This is a genomic window from Gallibacter intestinalis, assembly GCF_014982745.1.
In the GTDB taxonomy this organism is placed as follows: domain Bacteria; phylum Bacillota; class Clostridia; order Peptostreptococcales; family Anaerovoracaceae; genus Gallibacter; species Gallibacter intestinalis.
In genome coordinates, this window is record NZ_JADCKA010000002.1 from 21,491 (window position 1) to 46,072 (window position 24,582).

The window sequence follows — 24,582 nt, forward strand, 5'->3', positions numbered from 1 at the left end:
ATGATAGTCAATATTCTAATAGTATTTGCTTTGCTCTACTGTTTAAGTTCTGTTTTATTAGTAAGAGCTTCAAATAATAATATCAAATTTAAAATAGCGACTGATACTAATTCAACCGTAGTTTTACAAATATCAAATACAGGTATATGGCCAGTTGCCTGTTGTAAAGCTTTAGTAAGTGTTAATAACAGCATTACCGGCATCAGCGACAATATGGAGTTTTTTACATGGCTAAAACCAAAAAAAACTAGAACTCTTATATTTAACGTGAAAGATAATCTGTGCGGTTGTTTAAGAGTAAACGTTAAAAGCATAGTGATTTCGGATATTCTTGGAATTGTTAAGCGAGGAATTGAATCAAATAGAGAAGTAAATCTTTACAGTATGCCTTTTTTATACGAAATAAATATTTCTAAGGATTCTGCAGATAGATACGATATGGAAAGTTTTAGATATTCCCAGTACAAAAAGGGCAGTGATAGCAGTGAAACCTTTGGCATATCACAATACAGAGAGGGTGACAGCGTTAAGGCAATTCACTGGAAGTTATCAGCTAAAACTGGCGATATTATGGTAAGAGATTATAGCTTTCCAGTGGATAACAGAATTATGATTTTGACTGACAAAAAGGAATACGAAGATTATGCTCTTAGCCCTGAAGGAAAAAGTAAAAGTACAGAATTTGCTTTATCTCTTTCTAAATCAATATCGGAAAAGGGCATAGAACATAGCTTTGGATGGTATGACAGCAACAGAGAAAAATTTGTAGTTAAATCTGTAAAAAGTTCACAAGATTTGGAATTAATCATATCTGAATTTTTAGAAGCTCCATTTTATAAGGATGGGAAAGATGTGATAAGCGAATTTATAGAATCGGATTCAGAAAAGAATTATTCTGGATTTATTCTTATTACTGACGGTGATCCTAAAAAAGAAAGGCTCATGGAATATGGGGAAGTTGATATATACAGACCGGAAAAATAAGGCAAGGGTAATAGTCTGTGAAGTAGTTCTTGCACTTTTGACAGCTGTTGCAGTTATGTCTGTAATAACCGATCTGTTTAATATAAAATTTAACATTTCAAACATTGCCAGCGGTGAAATTGCCGGAGGATTTGCTTGTTTTGTAAACAGTATAGCCGATACTCTGCTTATAAATGACGGGATTGTTTTAAAACATCTTTCGGGAGCTTCAGAAAACTGCGAACTCTTTTTAGTATTAAGCACAGTTGTTATCGCAGCACTGGTATACGGAATAATTCAAAGTGGCAAAAAATGGCTAATATTTGTAATTCCTATGCTTGCGCTGCTGCCTATGCTTTGTACATCTGCAAGGCAGAATGTGTTTGGCGTTTTGTTTTTGCTTGTAATGACACTTGTATCTTTTGCTTATTTGAAATCAAAGAGCAGCAATTTGGTTCCAGGCATAGTTCAAGTTACTGCAATTGCATTGATACTGTTGGTCGCATTAGGCTTTCCAGTTATTTCAGTTTTCTTTGAAAAGGCAGATTTTGCATCAGCTGTCAAAGGTTTTACGACAAGAAATGTATCAAATCTCTATTATGGAACAGCACCTTTAGGAAATGGTGAGCTTACAGGTGATAAGAGAAATGTTCAAAATGATATAGCTCTTGAAGTGTCAATGTCAAATCCCCAGGCTACTTATCTTAGAGGCTATGTTGGGGAATCATATACTTCAGATAGGTGGAGCGCCCTACCTTATGCTACATATAAAGAGAGCAGAAATCTGATGTTTTGGCTTGACAATGAGGACTTTAACGGGCTCGGACAGCTAGGGCAGGCAGATAGCCTTGTAAACGATACAAATACCATAGATATTCAGATTGAAGTTAAAGATGCAAATAAAAAATATGCCTATCTGCCCTATGAGTATTCCGGTGAAAATGAAAGCTTGCTAAATTGGTATGACAGTTATATAACCAACGGCAATTTTGGAAGAATGAAGTCATATGAGTTTAAAGCATACGAAAATGCCACCGGCAGCTGGACAGATACAGCAGGAAAGCTATTCACTTCCTCAGCTGATGAAAAAATCAGCGAATATCTTAAAGACGAAAGCTGGTTTAATGAATTTGTATATGAAAACTATACATACCTTTCTACAAAGGAAATAAGCCTTATGCAGGAATATATTGGCGACCGTGGAGATCAGAGGGAAGGTCATATCGAATACAGTACTGCAATAAAAAAGGTAAGGGATTATTTAAATCAAAATTTCATATATACACAAGACCCAGGATTATCACAGGATGCAGTGATGGAAGACTTCTTTAAAAATAAAAAAGGCTACGATACCCACTTTGCCACTGCAGCAACCTTCATGTTTAGGTACTACGGAATTCCGGCAAGATATGTGGAAGGGTATTTGGTAACGCCTGAGGATGTAAAAAATGCAGGAGAAGATGGACAAATGTCAATTTCTCAGCAAAATGTACACGCCTGGGTTGAGATATATATAGACGGTATAGGATTTGTTCCTATAGAAGTTAGTCCTGAGTATTATGATGTTATGCCTCAGGCCAATCTCGATACCGGTTTTGAAAACTCCATAGTAAGAAGTGATTTCGTGCCGGAAAATTCAGGAGGAGGTGCCAGCACAAATCAGGTGCTTCAAAATAATACATCACAAGAAGAAAGCAGCATTTTACAAGTTATAAAGATAATAGTATTGATTTTGCTTATTGTGTTGTTGCTGGCGATTTTGGCTTTATTATTGAGAAAGCTTATAAATTCATATAGGAGATTTAATTTCTTCAAAAAAGGTGAACCTAAAAAAGCGGTCGCTGCAATGTTCGAATATTTGGAAACTCATGGACTGAGTTTTGATGATAGAGCCGTAGAGCTTGGAAATAAAGCCGCTTACAGCAGACAGTCAATTTCTCCAGAGGAAAGAGATTTTATGCTATTTCAAGTAAAATCTGCGAAAAAGGCAGATAGAAAGGAAAGGCTTAGATGGAAAAGACTAAAGTGAAAAAAAGAGCTCAAAGCTTACTGTGCATAATTGTTGCTGTAGCTATGCTTACCGTTACTGGATGTGGAAATTCGAGCTTATCTATAGATGAAAACATCGCTGAAACTTCCCAATATCTTTTACAGGAAGTAGAGTCTCCGGGAGTGTCTTCTGTAGGTGGGGAATGGTCTGTAATTGGCATTATGAACAGTCAAATAGATGATGAGTCTAAAGATACTTATGCTTCGAGATATTTTGATTCTGTAAGAGCTCAGGTGAAATCCAAGAAAGGAATCCTTGACGAGGAACACTATACAGAATATGCCAGAGTGTCTATGGGCGTCGCTTCTATAGGAGAAGATCCTACAAATGTTGAAGGATATAATCTGATTTCATACTTAGATGATTATGAAAAAATCAGAGAGCAGGGAGTAAATGCAGCAGCGTATGCTCTAGTTGCATCTCAAATGTGCGGTGTAAAACTTGCAAACGAAGAAAGATATATTCAATACATTTTGGATGAATTAAAAGGATATGATGTAACAGTTGATGGCATGAGCGATTATGTGTCCATGGGAGTATTGGCTCTTTCCTACTATAAAGATAGAGATGAAATCAATAATGTGATCGAAGAAAAAATTGAGGAACTTTCTAAGGCTCAGCTGGAGGATGGCTCCATGGGAAATTGCGAGTCTACAAGCGAAGCGATAATAGCTTTAACTACAGCAGGTGTCGATGTCACTGCAGATGAAAGATTTATAAAAAATGAAAAGAGCCTACTTAACGGCCTGTTGACCTACAAAAAAGACAGTGGTTATTTTCATGTTACAGGTGACGAAAACTACGAGGAGATAAATATTATGGCTACAGAAAAGGCTTTACTAGCTTTAGAAAGCATTAAAGCTTTTGATAATGGAACATGCTTATATAAAAGCAAGAGGTAACATATGATTAAAGAGAGGTTAAAGAAAAACAGAATATCTATTATGGTATTAGCAGCTGTAATAGTGGCTTTTGCAGCATTAAGCGCCATCGTTGCGGCTTGGGATGAAGATGTCGGCGACAATCCAATAGTTGGTGTAAATGAAGCTCGTTCTCAGCTCTTAATGTCAGGACAAGGTTATTCCCTAAATGATAAACAGGAAGAGGAATACCAAGAGAAGCAAGAAAAATTAAAAGAACATATTAAAGAAGAATTAACTGATGAAACCAGTGCTAAAAGCCGTATTGAACGTTCCGTTGCACAAGCTAAAGAAAATGCTCTATCGCAGGATCAAGATGAATTTTCATCACAGAATAATGGAAGCAGTGAAGGCATTGAAAGTGGCGAAGATGTCGGAAATAATGAAGATGCCGAAAATAACGGAGAAGGCGATCAATTGCCAGGAACTGGAGAAAATGAAGGGGGAGAGCCAACAAATCCGGGAGGTGATGAAACCTCTAAAAATCCAACCATTATTACAAGCCTTACCGATGGCCAGCAGGTTAGCGGTAATGCGCTGACTTTTACCGTAAAAGCGGTAAGCTATAAAAATGTTATGCTGGATTCCTTTGATGTGCAGGTATATTTAAACGGTCAGCGAATGTACAGCTCTGGAACAGATGGTAGAGGATTTATTTCGTATAGAGCAGATGGATTACTAAATAACGGTAGTAATGAGATATCAATTACTGCTACTGACGAGGAAGGACATACTTCAACAATAATTAAACAAATAGAAGTTGATATAAATGGAAATCGTCCTATTGAAGGGACTATATCATTTTCTTTAGAAGCTCCTTCTCTTGGCCTAGGTACTTTGTATTCAGTCAATGCTGAAATTTATCAAGGAGAAAGTACAGCTTCCTTTGTTGACAGAGTTCTTAGAAATGCTGGTTTTTCCATTGAACACAGTGGCACTACATCATATGGATATTATTTAAAGAGATTGAGCAAGCCTGGGTTAACTAGCGGATGGAAAATAAATCCAATAGTTAAAAAGCATCTTGATGAGATAAATGCCCCTGAGACCTTAAATATTATGAATAATTCTTTAGGAGAACATGATTTATATGATCCATCTGGCTGGGTGTATAGTGTAAATGGCAGTTGGCCTGATGGTATGTCAGCTATTACATTAGGTGATGGGGACGAACTTAGAATTGTTTTTACCTTATATTATGGATATGAATATGATGGTACATGGGATGATTGTAATTTATAGAAAAGGAGATTGAAATGAAAATGCGAACAAAAACTGCTAATAAAGCTATTGCATTTATAGTATTTGTGGCAATGATATTATCACTTGTTCCATATCAGGCTTTTGCTTACGGTACAAAGCCTGTTGACAATTACGGTGTAGATACGGAATGGTATAATTTCCGTAATAACCAAGAAAACAATGGAGTAACGGAAACTGCGACGCCTACAGACGATGCAACTGCTAATTTAAAGTGGGCAAGTAAATATGGAAGTGGATATTCTGCGGCACCTACACCCCCATTAATATTAGATGACAAGCTTTATGTAGGTTCGGGTAATAAAATACTTGAGATTGATAAAGAAACAGGCGAAAAACTCCGTGAAAGTGATGCTATGTACGGAAATGTTGGCTATGCAATGAATCCAGTGCTTTATGCTGAAGGTAAATTGTTTGTTCAGGTTGGTAACGGCGTAGTTCAGGCTATTGATCTTAAAACCTTAAAATGTCTTTGGCATACTGAAAAAATAGGAGGTCAGACTGTTTCTCCAATATCATATACCCAAGTCGATGGAAAAGGTTATATTTATACTGGAACTTGGGGTCTTGGAGAAAGGAGTGATGGCACTTACTTTTGTGTAGCTATCGATGATGAAAATATAACTACAGATACAGAGAATAATAAAGGTGGTGGTAAAACAAAGGCTACTGAATGGACTTTTACCCCATCAATCGATGATAAGGCTCTCGTAGGTACTGAAAATGCACAAAGAGGATTTTACTGGGCGGGAGCATATGCCTGTGAAAATTACATTGCTGTTGGAACAGATGACGGCACAAATGAAGGTGATTATACTGCCAATGCAGTGTTTTACACTTTAAATCCTAAAACAGGAAAAATAATAGATAGAATAGATAAGATTAAAGGTGATATTAGAACTACAGTTGTTTTTGATAATGGACATCTGTATTTTAGCACCAAAGGCGGTACTTTATATAAAGTCGATGTAGACGAAAATGGCAACCTCTCTAATGAAAGCTACATAGATCTCGGTGGTATGACAACAGCAGCACCTCTAGTATATAAAAACAAGATTTATATTGGTGTGTGTGGTCCAGGAGGACAGTTTAATCCTGATGGAGGACATTCTTTTAAGGTTGTTAGCAACGAAGGAACTTTAAGTGAAAATTCTCTAATGTATGAACTTCCTATACCTGGATATCCACAAGCTGCAGCTTTGCTTTCTACTGCATATGAAGACGAAGACTTTGACGGCGACGGAAAAGCTGATGGCAGAGTGTATCTTTACTTTACATACAACGCAAATCCAGGAGGCATCTATTACACATATGATACTACCGAAGCAACAGAAGCCTTGGATATGGGAAAGGAATTGTATATTCCAGAGGAAGATAAACAGCAGTACTGTATAAGTACCATTTGCGCTGATGATGAAGGAACTTTATATTATAAAAATGATAGCTGCTATCTTATGGCAGTAGAGACAAATCCTGCTGTAATATCTAATATTGAGATAATGGCAGATGATGGAACAAATGTTTTATGGAATAAAACTTTTGATCAGAAAAGCAAAGAATATCAGATTAACACTAAATCAACAACTAAGAAATTATCTGTAAAGCTTACTCTTCCTGATGGTATAACCGCAGAGGTAAATGGACAAGCATATAAAGAAAATATGGAAGTGGATATCTCTGATGAGGATAATATCCTTAAAATCACGTCAAAACTTGGAGATTATCAAAGAACTTATACAATAAATGTCGATAAAACGATTGATGTTTCTACTTTATCATTATTAAAAGTAAATGAGTCAAATAGTTTCTCAGGTGCTGAATACTATATGACACCTGAATTTGACAGCAATATTAAGAATTATACTGTTGATTTATCCGGAGTATCAAGTCCTAAATTTTATAGAGTATGGTGCGATACTCTAAATCCAAATGCAACAATTAGTGTGGTTGGATCAGGCGAAAATAGTGATAATATAAATAAAATAAATTCTAGTACTGACAATGATGGTAGAGTACGTTTTAATGTATATTTAAATAATAGTGAAGTAACTACAGATGTAGACATCAATGTGACATCAGAGGATAATACTACAAAAACCACTTATCATGTATCTTTATATAAAGGCATTGGTGTATCAGAAGTAAATTTGGATAAAACTAAAATATTGATAGATGTTACTGATGAAACGCAAAAAATAAACGCAACAATATCACCAGATGATGCTTTTACTAAAAAAATAACATGGTCTGTTAGTCCTACAAAAGATGCTTGTGTTTCTGTAGACGATGAAGGTAATATAAGCGCAATAAAAGCGGGCACAGCAACGGTTACTGCACGAGCTATAAATGGTAAAAATGCAAAATGTACTATTACTGTAACTGATAAGGCACTTGATGTTATCTCTAAGATAGATTCTTTGGAAAATATAACACTTGAAAGCAAGGCCGATATTGATATTATCGTTGCAGCATATGATGACCTAAATGACAAACAGAAATCAAGAGCTGATGAATTAGGATATAAAGAATCAATAAAAGAAATACAAGATGCTTATGATAAACTTGTAAAAGAAAAAGAAAAAGAAGAAGCTGATAAAGCAGCAGCTAAAGCAGCAACTGATAAAATAAATGCCATTGGTACTGATATAACTTTAGACAGTGCTCAGGCGATAAAAGATGCTAGAGCAGCTTATGACGGACTTACTTCAGATCAGAAAACTCTTATATCAGAGGAATCTTTAAAAGCACTTGAGTCAGCAGAGATAAAACTTGCTGAATTAGAATTTGAAAAAACTAAAAACGATGCAATTGATGAAATTGAATCTTACAAGGTTCTTTCAGATTATAGAACAGATCAGCAAGAGGAAATAAAAGCTATTATAAGCGATGCTGCAGGTGATATAAACAAAGCAGCAAATAAAGATGAAATATCAGCAGCTGTTAAGGATGCGAAAGCCAAAATGGATAAACTTAAAACAGATGCTCAGTTAACAGCAGAAGAACAGGCTAAAAAAGCTGCAGATGAAGTTAAAGCACTTATAGATAAAATTGGTAGTGTAGCCTTTAACGAAGAGAGTAGGGATGCCATAAATGCAGCAAAAGAAGCCTATGAATCTCTCAACGATGAAGCTAAAGCTTTGGTAAGTAATCTTGATGTACTTGAGTCAGCCCAAGAAAAATATGACACGATAGTTGAAAAGACACCTGTTACTGCAAAAGAAGATAAAGCAACTGGTATATCCGTTTCAACTAAGTTTATGGAAGGTGCCGAGCTGATAGTTAATCAAGCCGCAAGCTCTGATGTTACTGCAATGAAGAAAGCTTTTGAACAAGAAGGTGTTGAGATAGAAAGATACATTTCCACATACGATGTTCATATAGATGGAGGTTATGAAGGACATATAACTTTAACTTTTGATGTGGGAAATCAGTATGACGGAAGAATAGTTGCAATAAAACAGATGCTTGATAACGGCAATATTGAAACTTACACTGTGACTGTTAAAAATGGAGAGGTTTCTGTAACTGTTGATTCACTTTCACCTTTTGTATTAGCTCTATTGGAAAAAGTTGATATTCCTGCAGGTGACCTCGACAATGAAGTAGATTTGTCAGGAAATACTACAAATATATCTTCTGATAAAATTGATACAACAGGAAACACAACAGCCACCGGAGACGAAAGAAACATCAGTGATCCGATTGCATTAATGCTTTTGGGTGCTGCAGGTTTAATTGTACTCCTTATAACGCGCAAAAAGTGCAACAACTAAATATATTTAAAATGAGATGGTAAAATTTCTACCATCTCATTTTAATAAATATGGATTTATATCTGATAAAGCACAGAGATTATTCCATTGACATTGACCGCAAATGAGGGCTCTCTTTTCTGGAAATAGTATGCGTTCGCATATTATCTTAAAAAACTCATTCCAAGTAAGAATTTGGTTTTCTTCAAGGCCACAAAATGTAATTACTTTTTTATCGCATTCCTGCACGAAAGCTGCTGTATTACACTTCATTCGTTTTGGAATAAGATTAGGACATTTTTCGCATATTATATCTGCGCGAGTAATAAGCTGTATTATAGGATTTTCCTTTAACAGCTTAATTATACTTTTCATATGTTCAGTAAATATTTCACTGTAGCCTTGTCCTTGAAAGTAAGCGATACACATACCGTGATGAGCTCTTAGCTTTATAATTTCTTCTGTCATATTTTTATGAATTTCCTTATTCTGTACACAAGATACAAGGCAATACCTATTTTTATCAGATCTGGTATTATAAAGGGGAATACACAAAGTCCGAGAACTGACAAAATGCCGATATCTCCTGTATTATGCGTATAAACTGTAATAAACCACAGGGTACCTATTGTGTAGCAGACTATCAAGCCTGCAATCATTGATATCCCAAGTACAGTATAACTTTTTCCGAAGGTTTTTTCCATTCCCCACATTACAAGAGCAGAAAAAAGGAATCCTATAATATAGCCTCCAGTATTACCGGCAATTATACCAGCACCACCGGAGAAGCCGGAAAACACTGGAACACCAACAGCTCCGAGTAATATGTATACAATTATAGTTATCGTTCCTCTTTTACCGCCTAAAAGACCTACTGTTAGAAATATTCCCAAGGTTTGAAGGGTAAATGGGACTACTGTAGGTATTGATATCCATGAACATATTGCAATTAGAACAGTAAATAGTCCTATGTAGGTAATATCTTGAGTTGCTATAGAATTATTTCGTCCTGTTGTCATAATTTTTACCTCCGTAATTCAAGTTAAAAGTTATCAGAAAAGAACATGAATGTCAACCATTAGTGACAAAATAGTTAACAATAAAGAGCTGTTAAAAATCGAATAATTTAAAATCGATTTTTGATTGACTTTCCAAGGGGTTTATGATATTATCTATGTTCGTAAGCCGCACAGAAAAGGTTTTGTAAAACTCCGTCACAGGGATGGAGTTACCTGAATGGCGAGACTGGTACGAGGAGGGAAATAGATTAATGTACGCAGTGATTGAAACAGGCGGAAAGCAGTACAGAGTTAAAGAAGGCGATGTAATCACTATTGAAAAGCTCAACGTTTCTGCCGGAGACAAAATTGTTTTCGATAAGGTTCTTATGGCTGGCGATGGCAAGGATTTGCAGGTTGGAAAGCCATATCTGGATACTAAAGTATTCGGTAACGTAATCGAAAACGGTAAAGGCCAGAAGGTAATCATCTTTAAGTACAAGGCAAAGAAGGATTACAGAAAGAAGCAGGGCCACAGACAGCCATATACAATGGTTGAAATCACAGGCATAGGAACAGACAACGGCAAGAAGGCAGCAGCACCTGCAAAGGAAGAAAAGGCAGCTCCTGTAGCTGAAGCAGCTGAACCTAAGACAGCCGCAAAGAAAACCGCTTCAATGTCCATGAAAAAGGACGAGCTGATAGCTTTTGCTGAAGAACACGGAATCACAGTTGATCCAAAAGCTACAAAGCAGGTTATTCTTGACACAATAAACGAAAATCTGAAATAATTACCTTATAGATACCGAAGGAGGTGTAATCATGGCAAGTAAAAAGGGTGTAGGTAGTTCCAAGAACGGTAGAGATAGTGAAAGTAAACGACTTGGAGTGAAAACAGGCGACGGTCAGTTCGTAACTGCCGGAAGCATCATCGTAAGACAGAGAGGAACTAAAATCCATCCCGGCAATAATGTCGGCAGAGGCGGCGATGATACTTTATTTGCTAAGATTGACGGCGCTGTCAAGTTCGAGAGAGCCGGTAAGACTAAAAAGCAGGTAAGCGTATATCCTAAAGAAGCGTAATGCACGAGCCCCTGATATCAGGGGCTTTATTTTTGTATTTAAAGGAGATTTATGTTTGTTGACAGAGCGAAAATATTCATAAGATCCGGTAAGGGAGGCGACGGAGCTGTTACCTTCCGAAGAGAGCCTTATGTGCCTGAAGGCGGCCCCGACGGCGGTGACGGCGGTAAAGGCGGAGATGTGGTTTTCATGGCAGATTCCAGTCTCAGGACTCTTATGGATTTTAGATATAAGAGAAAATACCAGGCTGAAAACGGTCAGAATGGTATGAAAAAGAAAAAATATGGTAAAAAAGGAGAAGACCTTATTATAAAAGTGCCACCGGGAACCCTTGTTATTGACGAAGAAACAGGTCATCTTATGAAAGACCTTGTAAATCCCGGAGATAGCTTTGTGGCAGCAAAGGGAGGAAAAGGCGGTAAAGGAAATGTTCACTTTAAGAATTCCGTGCGCCAGGCGCCTAATTTTGCCGAAGCAGGTGGTCTACCAAAGGAAAGAAATGTAATACTGGAGCTCAAACTTATTGCAGATGTGGGTCTTGTTGGTTTTCCTAATGTGGGCAAATCATCACTTCTCAGCGTATGCACAAAGGCAAAGCCTAAAATCGCAAACTATCATTTTACAACAATCGATCCTAATTTAGGTGTTGTGGAGGTTTCCAATACAAGCTTTGTCATGGCTGATATAGCTGGTATTATTGAAGGAGCCCATGAGGGCGCCGGTATGGGATTTAGATTTCTCAAGCATATAGAAAGAACCAAGGTTTTGATTCATGTTGTGGATGTATCTGGAAGTGAAGGCAGAGATCCTATAGAGGATTTTGATAAGATCAACAATGAACTTGCAAGATATTCTGAGTATCTTATGAAAAAGCCTCAGATTGTTGCGGCAAATAAGATAGATATGGTTGATGAAGACGGTCCAGAGTATACTAGATTTAAGGAGTATGTTGAAGCTAAAGGATATAAAGTATTTCCGATTTCTGCTCCAATCAATGTCGGCGTTCCGCAGCTGATGGAAGAAGCTGCGAAAATGCTTGCGACGGTTGAGGCGCAGCCTCTTGAAGAAACAATGGAAATCTTTGACTTTGAAAGAGAAGATAATGATCCTGACTACAGAAAGGTTGAAGTTTCTAGGGACAATGAGGCTTATGTATTAAGCGGTAAGCAGCTTACAAAGATATTCAACTCAACTAATTTCAATGATATAGGATCAATCAGATATCTTTATAAATATATTGAAAGAAGCGGAGCTGTGGAGAAGCTAAAGGAAATGGGCCTTGAAGAAGGAGATATTATCCGTATACAGGATTTTGAATTTGAATATATAGATGAATTCTAATAGGTAGGTTTTACCATGAACAAAATACCTGACAGAGAAGAATGCCTGAGACTGTTAAGCGAATATGGTACACCGTACCATGTGATAAGACATTGTATGGCGGTTTGTAGAGTGGCAGTTTCAATAGGCGAAAGACTGAATGAAAAAGGATATAATATTAATATCGAACTTTTAAGAGCAGCAGCTATGCTTCATGATATTGCAAGGGTTCATGATATGCATGAAACCGTTGGAGCAAAATACCTTAAAGAAAAAGGATATAAAAGTGTTGCCGATATTGTAATACAGCACACAAAATATCATGACTTCAATCCTGTGCCTAAAATTAACGAGACAGATCTCTTATGTGTTGGAGATAGAACTGTTAAGGAAGATCAATATGTAGGTGTTGATGAAAGGATGGAGTATATAAAGGAAAAAGCTTTAAGAATGGGACGAGATGCATTTATACCAAGTATTGAAAAGGGGCGTCTTATGCTTAAAGAGTATATACATGAAATAGAAGATGTCATGGGTATTACCCTTGATGAACTTATGAAAGGGAAATGATGAAGGATATCGAAAAACTTTTAAAAAGAGTTGAAAAGCCGGCAAGATATACAGGCGGTGAAGTCAACAGTGTTATAAAGAATCCGGCAGAGGCAGATGTTAGATTTGCCTTTGCTTTTCCTGATACATATGAAATAGGTATGTCATATATGGGCCTGCAGATTTTGTACAATATACTTAATATGCAGGATTATGTTTATTGTGAAAGAGTTTTTGCACCTGCAATGGATATGGAAAAACTAATGAGGGAAGAAAATGTCCCTCTATTTTCCATTGAAACAAAAACTCCGATTAAAGAATTTGATATCTTAGGTTTTACCCTTCAGTATGAAATGTCATATACAAATATCTTAAACATGTTAAATCTTGCTGGTATTCCTATGATGTCAGCTGATAGGGATGATAGTTATCCTTTGCTTGTAGCAGGTGGACCATGTGCATTTAATCCTGAGCCTTTAACAGATTTCTTTGATTTGTTTCTGATTGGTGATGGCGAAGAGGTGCTTCCGGCAATTACAGATCTTTACAGAAAGTGTGATTCAAAAAAAGAATTTCTCAAGAAGGCTTGTCAGATGACAGGTGTGTATGTGCCATCATTTTATGATGTAAAGTACAATGAAGACGGTACGGTTGCCGCATATATAAAAAAATATGAAAATGCACCAGAAAAGGTAGGAAAATGTCTTATTGATGATATTGAACCTCTTCCTTTTCCAACTAAAAACATAGTGCCTTTCATCGATGTAGTTCATGACAGAGCTTCCGTGGAGTCATTCAGAGGCTGTACAAGGGGATGCAGATTTTGCCAGGCAGGAATGATATACAGACCTGTACGGGAAAGGAAGCCTGAAACGATTTTGGCCCTTGCAGAAGAGCAATTAAAAAACACAGGCCATGAAGAGCTATCTCTTTTAAGTCTTTCAACTTCTGATCATTCGTGCTTTGAACCTTTGGCCTTGGAGCTTGTAAAAAAATGTGCTGAGAAGCATGTTAACCTGTCTCTGCCATCCTTGAGATTGGACAGTTTTTCATTTAATGTTTTAAATGAGATTCAAAAATACAAAAAATCAGGACTGACATTTGCACCGGAAGCAGGCACTCAGAGATTAAGAAACGTTATAAACAAATCTATAACTGAGGAAGATATATACGGTGCGGTCAGAAAGGCAATAGAGCTTGGCTGGAAGCAGATTAAGCTATATTTTATGATCGGTCTGCCTACGGAAACCTACGAAGATCTTGACGGTATTGCGGAAATTGCAAAAAATATTCTTGATATAAATTATGAAATCAATGGCAGAAAAGGCGGCAGATTTAATGTAACCGTAAGTGTCAGCAACTTCGTTCCCAAGCCACACACTCCATTTCAATGGTTTGGCCAAAATACTTATGAGGAATTCATAGAAAAGCATAAATATCTCAGCGAAAAGTTGAGAATGAAGAATGTTACATTTCATTATCATGATAGCCCGATTAGCGTATTGGAAGCTGTATTTGCAAGGGGAGATAGAAAGACCGGAAAACTGCTTGTTCAAGCCTATGAAAACGGTTGTGTCTTTGATTCATGGAGTGAGTTCTTTAATATGGAGGGCTGGGAAAAGGCCTTTAAACAAACGGGATTATCCAAGGATTTTTATGCAACTCGTCACAGAACCTATGATGAAGTTATGCCTTGGGATATCATTGACAGCTATATCTCAAAGAATTTTCTTATTTCTGAAAATGAAAAGTCTGCTATTACAAGGGATTGCCGCTCGGGCTGCGTAGGCTGCGGCATTAACAGAAAGACAACATGTGCTCTTGAAGGGATAAATTTAAAATGAAGTATCTGATAAAATTTTCTAAGGATGGAATGATGAAATATATTTCCCATCTTGATATGATAAGACTTTTTAACAGAGCCTTTAAACGGGCCGGAATAGAGCTTGAACACAGTCAGGGCTTTAATCCCCATCCGAAGCTTGTTTTTGCTCAGCCTCTTTCTTTGGGGTATACTTCCGACTGCGAATTAGCTCAAATAGATACAGTAGAAGCGTTTAAAGAGGATATGCTTGCTCATATGATTAATGATCAAATGCCAAATGGAATAAGCATATTATCTTGTAAAAAACAAGAAAAAGAAACAAAAAGCATAGCGGCAGGTATTACCGAGGCAGCATATATTATTAAGCTTCCTGAGAAGTACCATATATCGAATGAAGTTATTAGAGATTTCATTTCTCAAGAAGAAATAATTGCTTATAAAAAACAAAAAAGAAAAAAAGAACTTAAAGCTGTAAATATTAAGCCTATGATTAGAGAAATTGGAATTTCAAATGATATGGTTGACAATAATATAATTATGAATATTAAAATTGATTGCGGAAGCAGCTCTAATCTCAATCCAGACGTACTTTTAAAGGCTTTAGAAGCTTTTGCGGATGTTGATATAAAGCCGGAAGATATTGAAATTAAGCGAATCTTGCTTCAGTAATTTTGTTTAGAAATTAATAAATGTAAAATATTGACAATTACAACCTCCTGGAATATATTGTAAACACAATATGTTTCAGGAGGTTTTAAAATGAATAATAGTATTTTTGATTATATAAAATCTTATTTTAAAAAATATTTTAATAAGAACTATGTTATAGAGCATAAGGCGTTGTTTTTTAAGGGCGGAGTTTTAATTATATTTTTAATCGCTGCAACTTTCATTTTTATAGGGAAGTCAGATGAAGATAAAACCTTAGAACAGGTAGAAAAACTCAGCGAGGAACAGATGACAGAAGATGACGAAAACTGGATGGAAGAATATCAAACCGATGATGTATATGTTGATATAGGAGGAGAAGTAATAAATCCTATGCTTTTACAGCTACCGTCTGGCTCAAGAATTGATGATGCCATTAAAGCGGCAGGGGGACTTACAGATAAGGCTGACTTATCAAACGTTAATAGAGCTCAGCTGTTAGAGGATGGCCAGAAAATTTTAATCCCTACTTTAGGTGACTCCGCTTCAGCAGAGGAAGCACAGAAAATTAGTGATGCGCAAAAAGATGTTAAAGTAAATATAAATACTGCTAATGATGATGAATTGAGGACTTTGGATGGTGTTGGACCTGCTACGGCGGAAAAGATAATTAATCATCGAGAAAAGAACGGCAGATTTAAATCAATTGAGGATATCATGGATGTGAGCGGCATAGGTGAAAAAACCTTTGAACGGTTAAAGGATGATATATGCGTATAATTAAATTTATTAAGTTGTAACCACAGATTATATTCTGTTTTTGCTGTTTGCTGTGGCTGATTTGATGGTTATTATACAGTTGATTCAAACATCTTATCAATGTATAATCTACTTTGATTAAAAGAGGAGATGTTTTAAATGATTAGCAAAGAAAAAATCGATAGAATCAATCAGCTTGCGGCAAAACATAAAAGCGAAGGACTAACTGAAGAAGAAAAGAAAGAGAGGGAAGTTCTGCGTAAGGAATACATTGCTGCTATCAAAGGTCAGGTTAAAGATCATCTTTCAAGAATCAAATATGTTGAAGATATGACCGAAGAAGAAAAAGCTGAATATCTTAAAAGCAAAAAACATTAGTGTTTGACGCCGGTGTATCTGCGGTATATATGTTCTGTATATATCTGGTTAATAATATAAGGAGACTTTAGATATGAAGAATGTATATATGGACTATTCGGCAACTACGCCGGTAAAAAAAGAAGTGTTGGATGCTATGCTTCCGTATTTTTCGGAGCATTTCGGTAATCCTTCCAGTCTTTACAGCATAGCACAGGAATCTAAGGAGGCGTTGGAAAAAGCAAGGGGACAGGTAGCCTCTCTTATTGGAGCAAAGGCAAATGAAGTGTTCTTTACTGCTGGAGGTTCTGAAGCTGATAACTGGGCACTGGAAGGTGTAGCAGACGCTTTAAAGGATAAAGGCAATCATATTATAACAACTAAAATTGAACATCATGCTATACTTCATACAGCTGAGTATTTGGAAAAACACGGAATAGATGTGACATATCTTGATGTGGATGCTGAAGGAAGAGTTAATCCTGTGGATGTGGAAAAAGCTATCACAGATAAAACTGTACTTATATCGATTATGATGGTAAATAACGAAGTTGGCACCATCGAACCGATTAAGGAAATTGCTGAAATTGCCCATAATCACGGAATACTGCTTCACACAGATGCCGTGCAGGCCTTGGGAAATGTACCAATAGATGTGGATAATATGGGCATAGATCTGATGTCTATGTCGGGACATAAAATTTACGGGCCTAAAGGTGTCGGTGCATTGTATATCAGAAAAGGTACAAAAATCAGCAACTTTATTCATGGCGGTGCTCAGGAAATGAAAAAGAGAGCCGGAACTGAAAATCTTGCAGGAATTGTGGGATTTGGAAAGGCTGCTGAGCTGGCAAAGGAAAATCTTGAAAGTCATATCAATAGGGTTTCTGAGCTTAGAGATTATTTTATCAGCGAAGTTACAAGTAAGATTCCGGATACAATAGTAAACGGTTCAATGGAACACAGACATCCAGGTAATGCTAATATATCCTTTGAATATATCGAAGGAGAATCTATGCTGATACTTCTAGATATGAATGGTATTTCAGTATCAACAGGATCTGCATGTTCTTCTAAATCACTTACACCGTCTCATGTGCTTTCCGCCATGGGAATTCCGGTTGAAAGGATACATGGAACTTTGAGGTTTACCATTGGTGATCCTACTACAAAGGAAGATATAGATTATGTGATAGAGAAACTGGTTGAGATTGTTCAGAAATTAAGAGAACTGTCTCCTGTTTCAAGAGAGAAAGGTTGGGAATAATATGGCTATGTATAACAGCACTGTAATGGAGCATTTTACTAATCCGAGAAATGTGGGCGAAATTGAAAATCCTGATGGGGTGGGTGTATATGGAAGTCCCGTTTGCGGAGACATGATGCAGATAATGATTAAGGTGGAAGATGAAAAAATAGTTGACGCTAAATTTAAAACTTTCGGCTGCGGTTCTGCCATAGCGTCTTCATCAATGGCCACCGAAATGATAATAGGCAAGACTATAGATGAAGCTCTTGCAATAACAAATAAACAGATAGTGGATGAATTAGGCGGTCTGCCTCCTGTGAAAATACACTGCTCTGTACTTGCCGATCATGCAATAAAATCAGCTATTTATGATTATGCACAGAAAAACGGCAAGGAATATGCAGGACTTGAAGGCTTTGACCCGAATGCTGATGAAGAGGATCATCACGATATAGAGGAAGAAGAGTAAAATGTCAGTAGAAGACGCAAACAGAAAAGTAATCTTAGGTTTAAGCGGCGGTGTGGATAGTACCGCCGCCGCTTTGATTCTTAAAGAAAGAGGCTATGATGTAACAGGCCTTTATTTTAATATACACGAAAATGACAAATCGGGTGAAAAGAAAGCTGTAAAGGTAGCTGAGGAACTTGGTATTGATTTAATTATAAAAGATGTATCACAAAGATTTAATGAAATAGTAGTCTCTGATTTTATAAGAGAATATTCTAAAGGAAGAACTCCAAATCCGTGTACCCTTTGTAATCCTGAGATTAAATTTAAAACCCTTATAGATGAAGCTGACAGATTAGGTGCTGAATTTATTGCAACGGGACATTATGCTGATACTACATTTAGCAGCATACAGAATTGTCATGTTATTAGGGTGTCAGCGAATAGAAAAAAAGACCAGTCTTATATGCTATATAGACTTCCTGCTAATGTTATAGAAAGGCTTATTTTGCCTTTATCTGATTACGACGATAAGGAGCATATACGGAAAATTGCAAGAGAAAAAAGCATGTCAAATTCTGAGGATAAGGACAGTCAGGAAATATGCTTTTTAAACGAAGGAGAGGATTACACTTCTTTTTTGAAAAAACATGGTGTTAAATCCGTTGAAGGGAATTTTATAGATAAAGATTCAAATGTGTTAGGTAGACACAAAGGGATAATTAACTACACTATCGGTCAGAGAAAAGGACTTGGTATCGCCTTGGGCAAACCGGCATTTGTTACTGATATAGATGCTGAAAATAATACTGTAACACTGGGTGAAAATGTAGATCTTTTCAATAGACAGGTAATATGCGACAATGTATTTTTTACATCGACATCAAGCAGTAGAATTCCTGAATTTATTATGGGTAAAAGGCTGTATGGTAAAATCAGATATGCAGCAAAACCCGCAGAATGCTCAGTTGAAGAATATAAAGAGGGTATGATAAAAGTGTTATTTGATGAGCCGCAAAGAGCGGCAACTGGAGGTCAGTCTCTGGTGCTTTATATGGATGATGAAGTCTGCGGAGGCGGACTTATAACAATCGAAAGGAAATAATCGTGAAAAGAGTAATCCTTGGCAAAACGGGAATAGAGGTATCTCGTATAGGAATGGGAGTTTTAACAGTCGGTGCTACTCAGCTCAATTTGAGTCTAGAGCAGGGAGCGGCTGTTATTTCTCATGCATTAAATCAGGGAATCAACTTTATAGATACGGCTCAGTACTATGAAACTTACGATTATATCAGGCTTGCTTTTAATAACTGCGAAAGTAAACCTATAATCTGCAGTAAGTGCTTGGGACATACCCATAGTGATATGGAATATGCCATAGAAGAAGCTTTAAAGTCTTTAGAAATTGACTGTATAGACATCTTTCTTATGCATGAGGTTAGACCGGGAGAGCTTAGAAACGGTGCATGGAGAGCACTTCTTGAAGCGAAGAAAGCGGGAAAGGTTAAGGCAATAGGAATTTCAACTCATCATGTTGATATAGTTGAGGAGTATGCTGATAACCAGCAGGTTGATGTAATTTTCCCGCTTATAAATTGCGATGGTCTGGGTATAAGAAAGGGCGATGGAACCGGAACAAGGCAGGAAATGGAAGAGGCCATCAAAAAAGCCCATGACAACGGTATAGGCATTTTTTCCATGAAGGTATTTGGAGGAGGTCATCTAACCGGAAAGTATATGGAGGCAATGAATTATGTCTTTTCTCTAGATTGTGTAGATTCTGTTATGATGGGATTTGGTAAGACAGAGGAAGTTGATACTGCGGTAAAATATCTTAACGGTGAACTTTCCAGCGATTTTAATCCTGATATCTCACAAAAGAAAACATATATTGAGCCTGGAAATTGTGAAGGGTGCGGCTCATGTGTAGCCAGATGTCCTAATAAAGCGATGTATATTGGAAGCGACGATATGGCCCATGTGGATGACAGTTTATGTCTTACATGTGGATATTGTGCGCCTGTGTGTCCAGTAAGAGCGATTATTCTTCTTTAGTTTAGCTTGCCTTTATGTTTTTATATGATATTATGAAAGCATAAGTAGGTTCTAAAATGGAGATAGGGGTGCAATATGAAAAAACTAAGGCTTATACCGCTTTTAATGATATTTACTATAGTATTACTTAGCGGATGCGGCAAAGACGATGAGGTTACACTTGGTATAGTAGGGAAAGGCGATAATATTACTGTAAATAAGCCGGAAAATATGAAATTGGTTTATAATGAGGATATTCTCGGTGAGGAACGAGATCAGCTTCCGGTCAAAAGCGATGATTTATTTGGAGCTCATAGATTCGTAATGGATAATGACGGATCTATTGAAAAATATAAGCTTACTTTTGTAAATCTTGTTGATGGTAAATGGATTGAAAATTCTACTATTCTTGAAAAGGAACTTGTTAAAGGTGAAAATGAGTTTATCATTGAGGATATGGTGAACTCTAAGAAAGAAGCATATGTTTCTATAGAAAATGAAGTGTTCGGTCCTGTTAATTTTACAAATGTATACGAAAAAAGCGATTCTAATATAGATACTTTAAATACTTTTTTCACCAATACTTGCGATATGAAAAAGGGTGAGACATCAGTTGTCGCTTGTTGGATTCCAAATGATGAAGGAAGCCTTGAGAAGAGCGTTGAAGTATTTGGCTCGGCTAAATTTACCAGTGAACCGGACATATTGTATGATAATCCAGAAAAAACAACTGAAGTTTTTGAAAGATGTTCAATGATATGTATCACTTTTGAATAATTTTCGCAAACTTATAAAATACCTCGTGATATTTATTGCGAGGTTATTTTTTACATATATTTTATGACGAAATCCATAGAAATATACACTTTTTAAGCGTTTCATGATATAATTTTTAGTAATTGTTGAACTGGAGGAAAAATTTATGGAAAAACTAGGATTGAATGAAATAAGAAAAAAGTTTCTGGATTTCTACGGGACAAAAGAGCATTACACTAGAGGTTCTTTTTCGCTGATTCCGCATAATGATAAAAGTCTACTTATAATCAATTCCGGAATGGCACCACTTAAGCCGTTCTTTTCCGGACTTGAAACACCTCCTGCACCGAGAATGGCAACATGTCAGAAGTGTATTCGTACTGATGACATTGAAAATGTTGGCCTTACTGCCAGACATGGTACTTTCTTTGAAATGCTCGGTTCTTTCTCATTTGGAGACTACTTCAAAGAGGAGTCTATTACATGGGGATGGGAATTTATAACTGAAGTTATGAAGATGCCTGAGGATAAGCTTTGGGCAACTGTATTTTTAGATGACGATGAAGCCTTTGACATATGGAAAAACAAGATAGGTATGCCTGAGGAAAAGATTGTTCGTCTTGGTAAAGATGATAACTTCTGGGAAATTGGTACAGGTCCATGCGGACCATGTTCTGAAATCTACTTTGATAGAGGAGAAGAATACGGTTGCGGAAGCCCTGACTGTAAGCCGGGCTGTGACTGTGATAGATACATCGAATTTTGGAACCATGTATTTACTCAGTTCTCGAAGCAGGATGACGGTTCATATGAAAATTTGGCTCATCCTAATATCGATACGGGTATGGGTCTTGAGAGAATGGCTTGTATCATGCAGGGCGTTGACAGTATCTTTGATGTGGATACTATCAGAATGGTTCTGGAAGAGGTATGTAAAATTGCAGGTGTTGAATATGCGGACGGTGCAAAACCAACTGATGTTTCCGTAAGAATAATTACGGACCATGTAAGATCTGCAACCTTCATGATTGGTGACACTATTATGCCATCCAATGAAGGTAGAGGCTATGTTCTTAGAAGACTCATAAGAAGAGCTGTAAGACATGGCAGAAAGCTTGGAATTGAAGGTAAATTCCTTTCTGAGGTTGCCGATAAGGTGATAGAATCTTCAAAGGAAGGATATCCTGAGCTTGAAGAACAGCGTGTCTTCATAAAGAAGATTATTCAGCAGGAAGAAGATAGATTCTCCAAAACTTTAAATCAGGGACTTGCAATTATTAATGAATATATGGATGAAATGGAAAAGTCAGGAGAAACTGTTTTAAGCGGAGAAAAAGCCTTCAAGCTTCACGATACTTATGGTTTCCCTCTGGAAATTACTGAAGAAATTCTTGCAGAAAGAGGATATACTGCAGATAGAGATGACTTTGATATATATATGACTAGACAGAAGGAACTGGGAAAATCCGATGCTGCAAAGAGTGATGAAGCTTGGAAGGAAAGTGAAATCGATTATCTCTTTGACGGAGAAACCTTATTTACAGGATATGAAAAGGCTGAGGATGAAGGTAATGTCGTTTCATTGTTCTCAGATGATAAGGAACTGGATGTTCTTACTGCCGGTGAAAGCGGAAATGTAATACTTGACAGAACTCCGTTCTATGCAAAAGGCGGCGGACAGGCGAGCGATAAAGGTATCATTGAAGGCAGCGGCTTTAAGGCTGAAGTGACGGATGTATTTAAGAGAAAGGGTACATACGCTCATAAAATCACCGTTTTAGAAGGTGAAATTAAGAAAAATGACAGCGCAAAAGCTAAGGTTGATCAGGTAACAAGAAACAACAGCGCTAGAAACCATACTTGCACACATATTCTTCATCAGGCCCTCAGAGATGTACTTGGAGAACATGTTCATCAGGCAGGTTCTGCTGTCGATAGTAAGCTTTTAAGATTTGACTTCGCTCATTTTGAAGCTATGACTACAGAACAGATACATATGGTTCAGGATATAGTGAACGAAAAGATTAATAGTTTCCTTCCTGTATCATGTGTGGAAATGCCTATCAGAGATGCACAAAACAGCGGTGCATTAGGTCTCTTTGAAGATAAATACGGAGACATGGTAAGAGTAGTATCCGTAGGAGATTTCAGTAAGGAATTGTGTGGCGGTATTCATGTTTCAAATTCCGGTCAGATAGGCCCATTTAAGATAATAAGTGAAAGCGGAATTGCTGCCGGAGTAAGAAGAATTGAAGCTGTAACAGGTGCAGGACTTCTTGAACTGCTTAATTCCAAGGAAAGCACAATAAACGAAGCTGCTGCTATGCTTAAGAGTAAGCCAAATCTACTTACTGAAAAACTTAATGGATTTATTAAAGAAAACGAAGAACTTAGAAGTGAACTCGAATCCCTTAAAAAGCAGCATATGAATGAGGCTGCAGCAGATATAATCAATGAAAAAATAAACGTTAACGGAATAGATTTGCTGACTCATATCTTTGAGGATATGGATATGGATGACCTGAGAAATATCGCTGATGATCTTAGAGCCAAGAATGATAATATTGCCATAGTATTTGCTGCGGTAAACGGTCCTAAGGTTACTCTGATGGTTGCACTTTCCAAGGATCTTGTTGCAAAGGGATATCATGCAGGAAATATGATTAAAGAAATTGCTAAGGCTGCAGGTGGTGGCGGCGGCGGAAAAGCAGATATGGCTCAGGCCGGTGCCAAGGATAAAAACAAGCTTCCTGATGCCTTCAAAGTGGCAGAATCACTGTTGTAATTATCCTGTGCGTATTATATAATTACTTATGCGAAAAGGAGGGAATACCCAATGGATAATAAAAACACTATTATGTTCAGCAATCAGGTGCCTTCGGAGCAGAAGACACCAAAAGAAATCCTCACACTTGTATATGAGGCTCTTGAAGAAAGAGGATATAACCCTGTGGATCAGATAGTCGGATTTATACTGTCCGGTGACCCTTCATATATTACCAGCCATAATAAGGCCAGAAGCCTTATAAGACAGATTGATCGCGATGATCTTGTAGAGGAACTGGTAAGAAGCTATCTCAGTAAATAGTTTAATCGAATAGTCAAAACGGGCCTGAAATGGTCCGTTTTTTCTAAGGGTATAATTTATAATAAATTGAGAAGGGAAAAACATTATGAGAAAAATTGCCCTTGATGTGGGAGATGTGAGAATAGGCGTTGCTGTTTCAGATCCTTTGGGAATAACAGCTCAAGGCCTTACTGTAATAGAACGAGTGGGTATTCGTAAGGATTGTGATATAATCATGGACCTTATTAAGGAATATGAATGTGATGCGGTAGTAATTGGCTTAAATAAACGTCTAGATGGAAGCGACACCCCTCAGACTGAAAAGGTATATGAATTTAAAAGAATGCTGGAAAACAAGATGAGAAGCTCAAAAATGGGCCATATTCCAATTGTTTTTCAGGATGAAAGACTTTCAACTACGGAAGCGGAAAAAATTTTAATTGAAGCTGATGTAAGCAGAAAGGATCGTAAAAAGGTAATTGATAAACAGGCAGCTGTTATAATACTACAAAGATACCTTGACAGCATATAACGGAGGTAATTT

General features: G+C 37.0%; 23 protein-coding genes. 21 read left to right on the top strand and 2 right to left on the bottom strand.

Annotated features, from left to right (window positions below):
• The 5 genes from INF20_RS01555 to INF20_RS01575 are packed head-to-tail and all read left to right on the top strand — an operon-like array spanning position 1 to position 8,966.
• A complete protein-coding gene (locus tag INF20_RS01555; protein WP_226384633.1) occupies positions 1 to 984 on the top strand; it encodes a DUF58 domain-containing protein in 984 nt (327 codons plus the stop codon).
• On the top strand, positions 950 to 2,992 hold the full coding sequence (locus INF20_RS01560) for a transglutaminase domain-containing protein (RefSeq protein ID WP_226384634.1): 2,043 nt from the start codon (positions 950 to 952) through the stop codon (positions 2,990 to 2,992). Before INF20_RS01555 ends, INF20_RS01560 begins: the two co-directional genes overlap by 35 nt.
• Positions 2,974 to 3,915, top strand: coding sequence for a hypothetical protein (locus tag INF20_RS01565; protein ID WP_226384635.1), 942 nt, complete (start codon positions 2,974 to 2,976; stop codon positions 3,913 to 3,915). Before INF20_RS01560 ends, INF20_RS01565 begins: the two co-directional genes overlap by 19 nt.
• 3 nt (positions 3,916 to 3,918) lie before the next feature.
• Positions 3,919 to 5,175 carry a DUF4430 domain-containing protein gene (locus tag INF20_RS01570; protein ID WP_226384636.1) on the top strand — a complete coding sequence of 419 codons (1,257 nt, stop codon included), beginning with the start codon at positions 3,919 to 3,921 and terminating at the stop codon, positions 5,173 to 5,175.
• Between the two features lie 14 nt (positions 5,176 to 5,189).
• On the top strand, positions 5,190 to 8,966 hold the full coding sequence (locus INF20_RS01575; protein WP_226384637.1) for an outer membrane protein assembly factor BamB family protein: 3,777 nt from the start codon (positions 5,190 to 5,192) through the stop codon (positions 8,964 to 8,966).
• A 36-nt stretch (positions 8,967 to 9,002) separates the two neighbouring features.
• Here INF20_RS01575 and INF20_RS01580 read toward each other — a convergent pair whose 3' ends face one another.
• Entirely contained in the window at positions 9,003 to 9,413 is a 411-nt protein-coding gene (locus INF20_RS01580; protein WP_226384638.1) for a DUF1284 domain-containing protein, read from the bottom strand.
• The gene (locus tag INF20_RS01585) at positions 9,410 to 9,964 is read right to left on the bottom strand and encodes a biotin transporter BioY (protein WP_226384639.1); all 555 of its coding nucleotides are present in this window, start codon (positions 9,962 to 9,964) and stop codon (positions 9,410 to 9,412) included. Before INF20_RS01585 ends, INF20_RS01580 begins: the two co-directional genes overlap by 4 nt.
• A gap of 251 nt (positions 9,965 to 10,215) precedes the next feature.
• Here INF20_RS01585 and rplU point away from each other — a divergent pair, with 251 nt between their 5' ends.
• The 16 genes from rplU to ruvX all read left to right on the top strand — a co-directional run bounded on the left by rplU (position 10,216) and on the right by ruvX (position 24,570).
• Entirely contained in the window at positions 10,216 to 10,734 is a 519-nt protein-coding gene (gene rplU / locus INF20_RS01590; RefSeq protein WP_226384640.1) for a 50S ribosomal protein L21, read from the top strand.
• A gap of 31 nt (positions 10,735 to 10,765) precedes the next feature.
• Positions 10,766 to 11,026, top strand: coding sequence for a 50S ribosomal protein L27 (rpmA, locus tag INF20_RS01595; protein ID WP_226384641.1), 261 nt, complete (start codon positions 10,766 to 10,768; stop codon positions 11,024 to 11,026).
• Positions 11,027 to 11,077: 51 nt separating this feature from the next.
• Positions 11,078 to 12,367, top strand: coding sequence for a GTPase ObgE (gene obgE, locus INF20_RS01600; RefSeq protein ID WP_226384642.1), 1,290 nt, complete (start codon positions 11,078 to 11,080; stop codon positions 12,365 to 12,367).
• A 15-nt stretch (positions 12,368 to 12,382) separates the two neighbouring features.
• Positions 12,383 to 12,916, top strand: coding sequence for an HD domain-containing protein (locus INF20_RS01605; RefSeq protein WP_226384643.1), 534 nt, complete (start codon positions 12,383 to 12,385; stop codon positions 12,914 to 12,916).
• Entirely contained in the window at positions 12,913 to 14,739 is a 1,827-nt protein-coding gene (locus INF20_RS01610) for a TIGR03960 family B12-binding radical SAM protein (RefSeq protein WP_226384644.1), read from the top strand. Before INF20_RS01605 ends, INF20_RS01610 begins: the two co-directional genes overlap by 4 nt.
• Entirely contained in the window at positions 14,736 to 15,389 is a 654-nt protein-coding gene (locus INF20_RS01615) for a TIGR03936 family radical SAM-associated protein (RefSeq protein ID WP_226384645.1), read from the top strand. The genes INF20_RS01610 and INF20_RS01615 overlap by 4 nt, the downstream gene beginning before the upstream one ends.
• A 90-nt stretch (positions 15,390 to 15,479) precedes the next feature.
• On the top strand, positions 15,480 to 16,148 hold the full coding sequence (locus INF20_RS01620) for a helix-hairpin-helix domain-containing protein (RefSeq protein WP_226384646.1): 669 nt from the start codon (positions 15,480 to 15,482) through the stop codon (positions 16,146 to 16,148).
• A gap of 138 nt (positions 16,149 to 16,286) precedes the next feature.
• On the top strand, positions 16,287 to 16,505 hold the full coding sequence (locus INF20_RS01625; RefSeq protein ID WP_226384647.1) for a DUF896 domain-containing protein: 219 nt from the start codon (positions 16,287 to 16,289) through the stop codon (positions 16,503 to 16,505).
• A 73-nt stretch (positions 16,506 to 16,578) separates the two neighbouring features.
• Positions 16,579 to 17,751 carry a cysteine desulfurase NifS gene (gene nifS / locus INF20_RS01630; RefSeq protein ID WP_226384648.1) on the top strand — a complete coding sequence of 391 codons (1,173 nt, stop codon included), beginning with the start codon at positions 16,579 to 16,581 and terminating at the stop codon, positions 17,749 to 17,751.
• Between the two features lie 7 nt (positions 17,752 to 17,758).
• Positions 17,759 to 18,202, top strand: a complete 444-nt coding sequence (nifU, locus tag INF20_RS01635) for a Fe-S cluster assembly scaffold protein NifU (RefSeq protein WP_226384842.1) — start codon at positions 17,759 to 17,761, stop codon at positions 18,200 to 18,202.
• Between the two features lies 1 nt (position 18,203).
• A complete protein-coding gene (gene mnmA, locus INF20_RS01640; protein WP_226384649.1) occupies positions 18,204 to 19,286 on the top strand; it encodes a tRNA 2-thiouridine(34) synthase MnmA in 1,083 nt (360 codons plus the stop codon).
• A 2-nt stretch (positions 19,287 to 19,288) separates the two neighbouring features.
• Positions 19,289 to 20,236, top strand: coding sequence for an aldo/keto reductase (locus INF20_RS01645; protein WP_226384650.1), 948 nt, complete (start codon positions 19,289 to 19,291; stop codon positions 20,234 to 20,236).
• A gap of 75 nt (positions 20,237 to 20,311) precedes the next feature.
• Positions 20,312 to 20,992: a hypothetical protein gene (locus tag INF20_RS01650; RefSeq protein WP_226384651.1), complete on the top strand. Its 681-nt coding sequence runs from the start codon at positions 20,312 to 20,314 to the stop codon at positions 20,990 to 20,992.
• A gap of 145 nt (positions 20,993 to 21,137) precedes the next feature.
• Positions 21,138 to 23,756 carry an alanine--tRNA ligase gene (gene alaS, locus INF20_RS01655; protein ID WP_226384652.1) on the top strand — a complete coding sequence of 873 codons (2,619 nt, stop codon included), beginning with the start codon at positions 21,138 to 21,140 and terminating at the stop codon, positions 23,754 to 23,756.
• A gap of 51 nt (positions 23,757 to 23,807) precedes the next feature.
• Positions 23,808 to 24,059 carry an IreB family regulatory phosphoprotein gene (locus tag INF20_RS01660; RefSeq protein WP_226384653.1) on the top strand — a complete coding sequence of 84 codons (252 nt, stop codon included), beginning with the start codon at positions 23,808 to 23,810 and terminating at the stop codon, positions 24,057 to 24,059.
• An 85-nt stretch (positions 24,060 to 24,144) separates the two neighbouring features.
• Positions 24,145 to 24,570 (top strand): Holliday junction resolvase RuvX, encoded by a 426-nt coding sequence (gene ruvX / locus INF20_RS01665; protein WP_226384654.1) that lies wholly within the window; start codon positions 24,145 to 24,147, stop codon positions 24,568 to 24,570.
• The last annotated feature ends 12 nt before the right edge of the window (positions 24,571 to 24,582 follow it).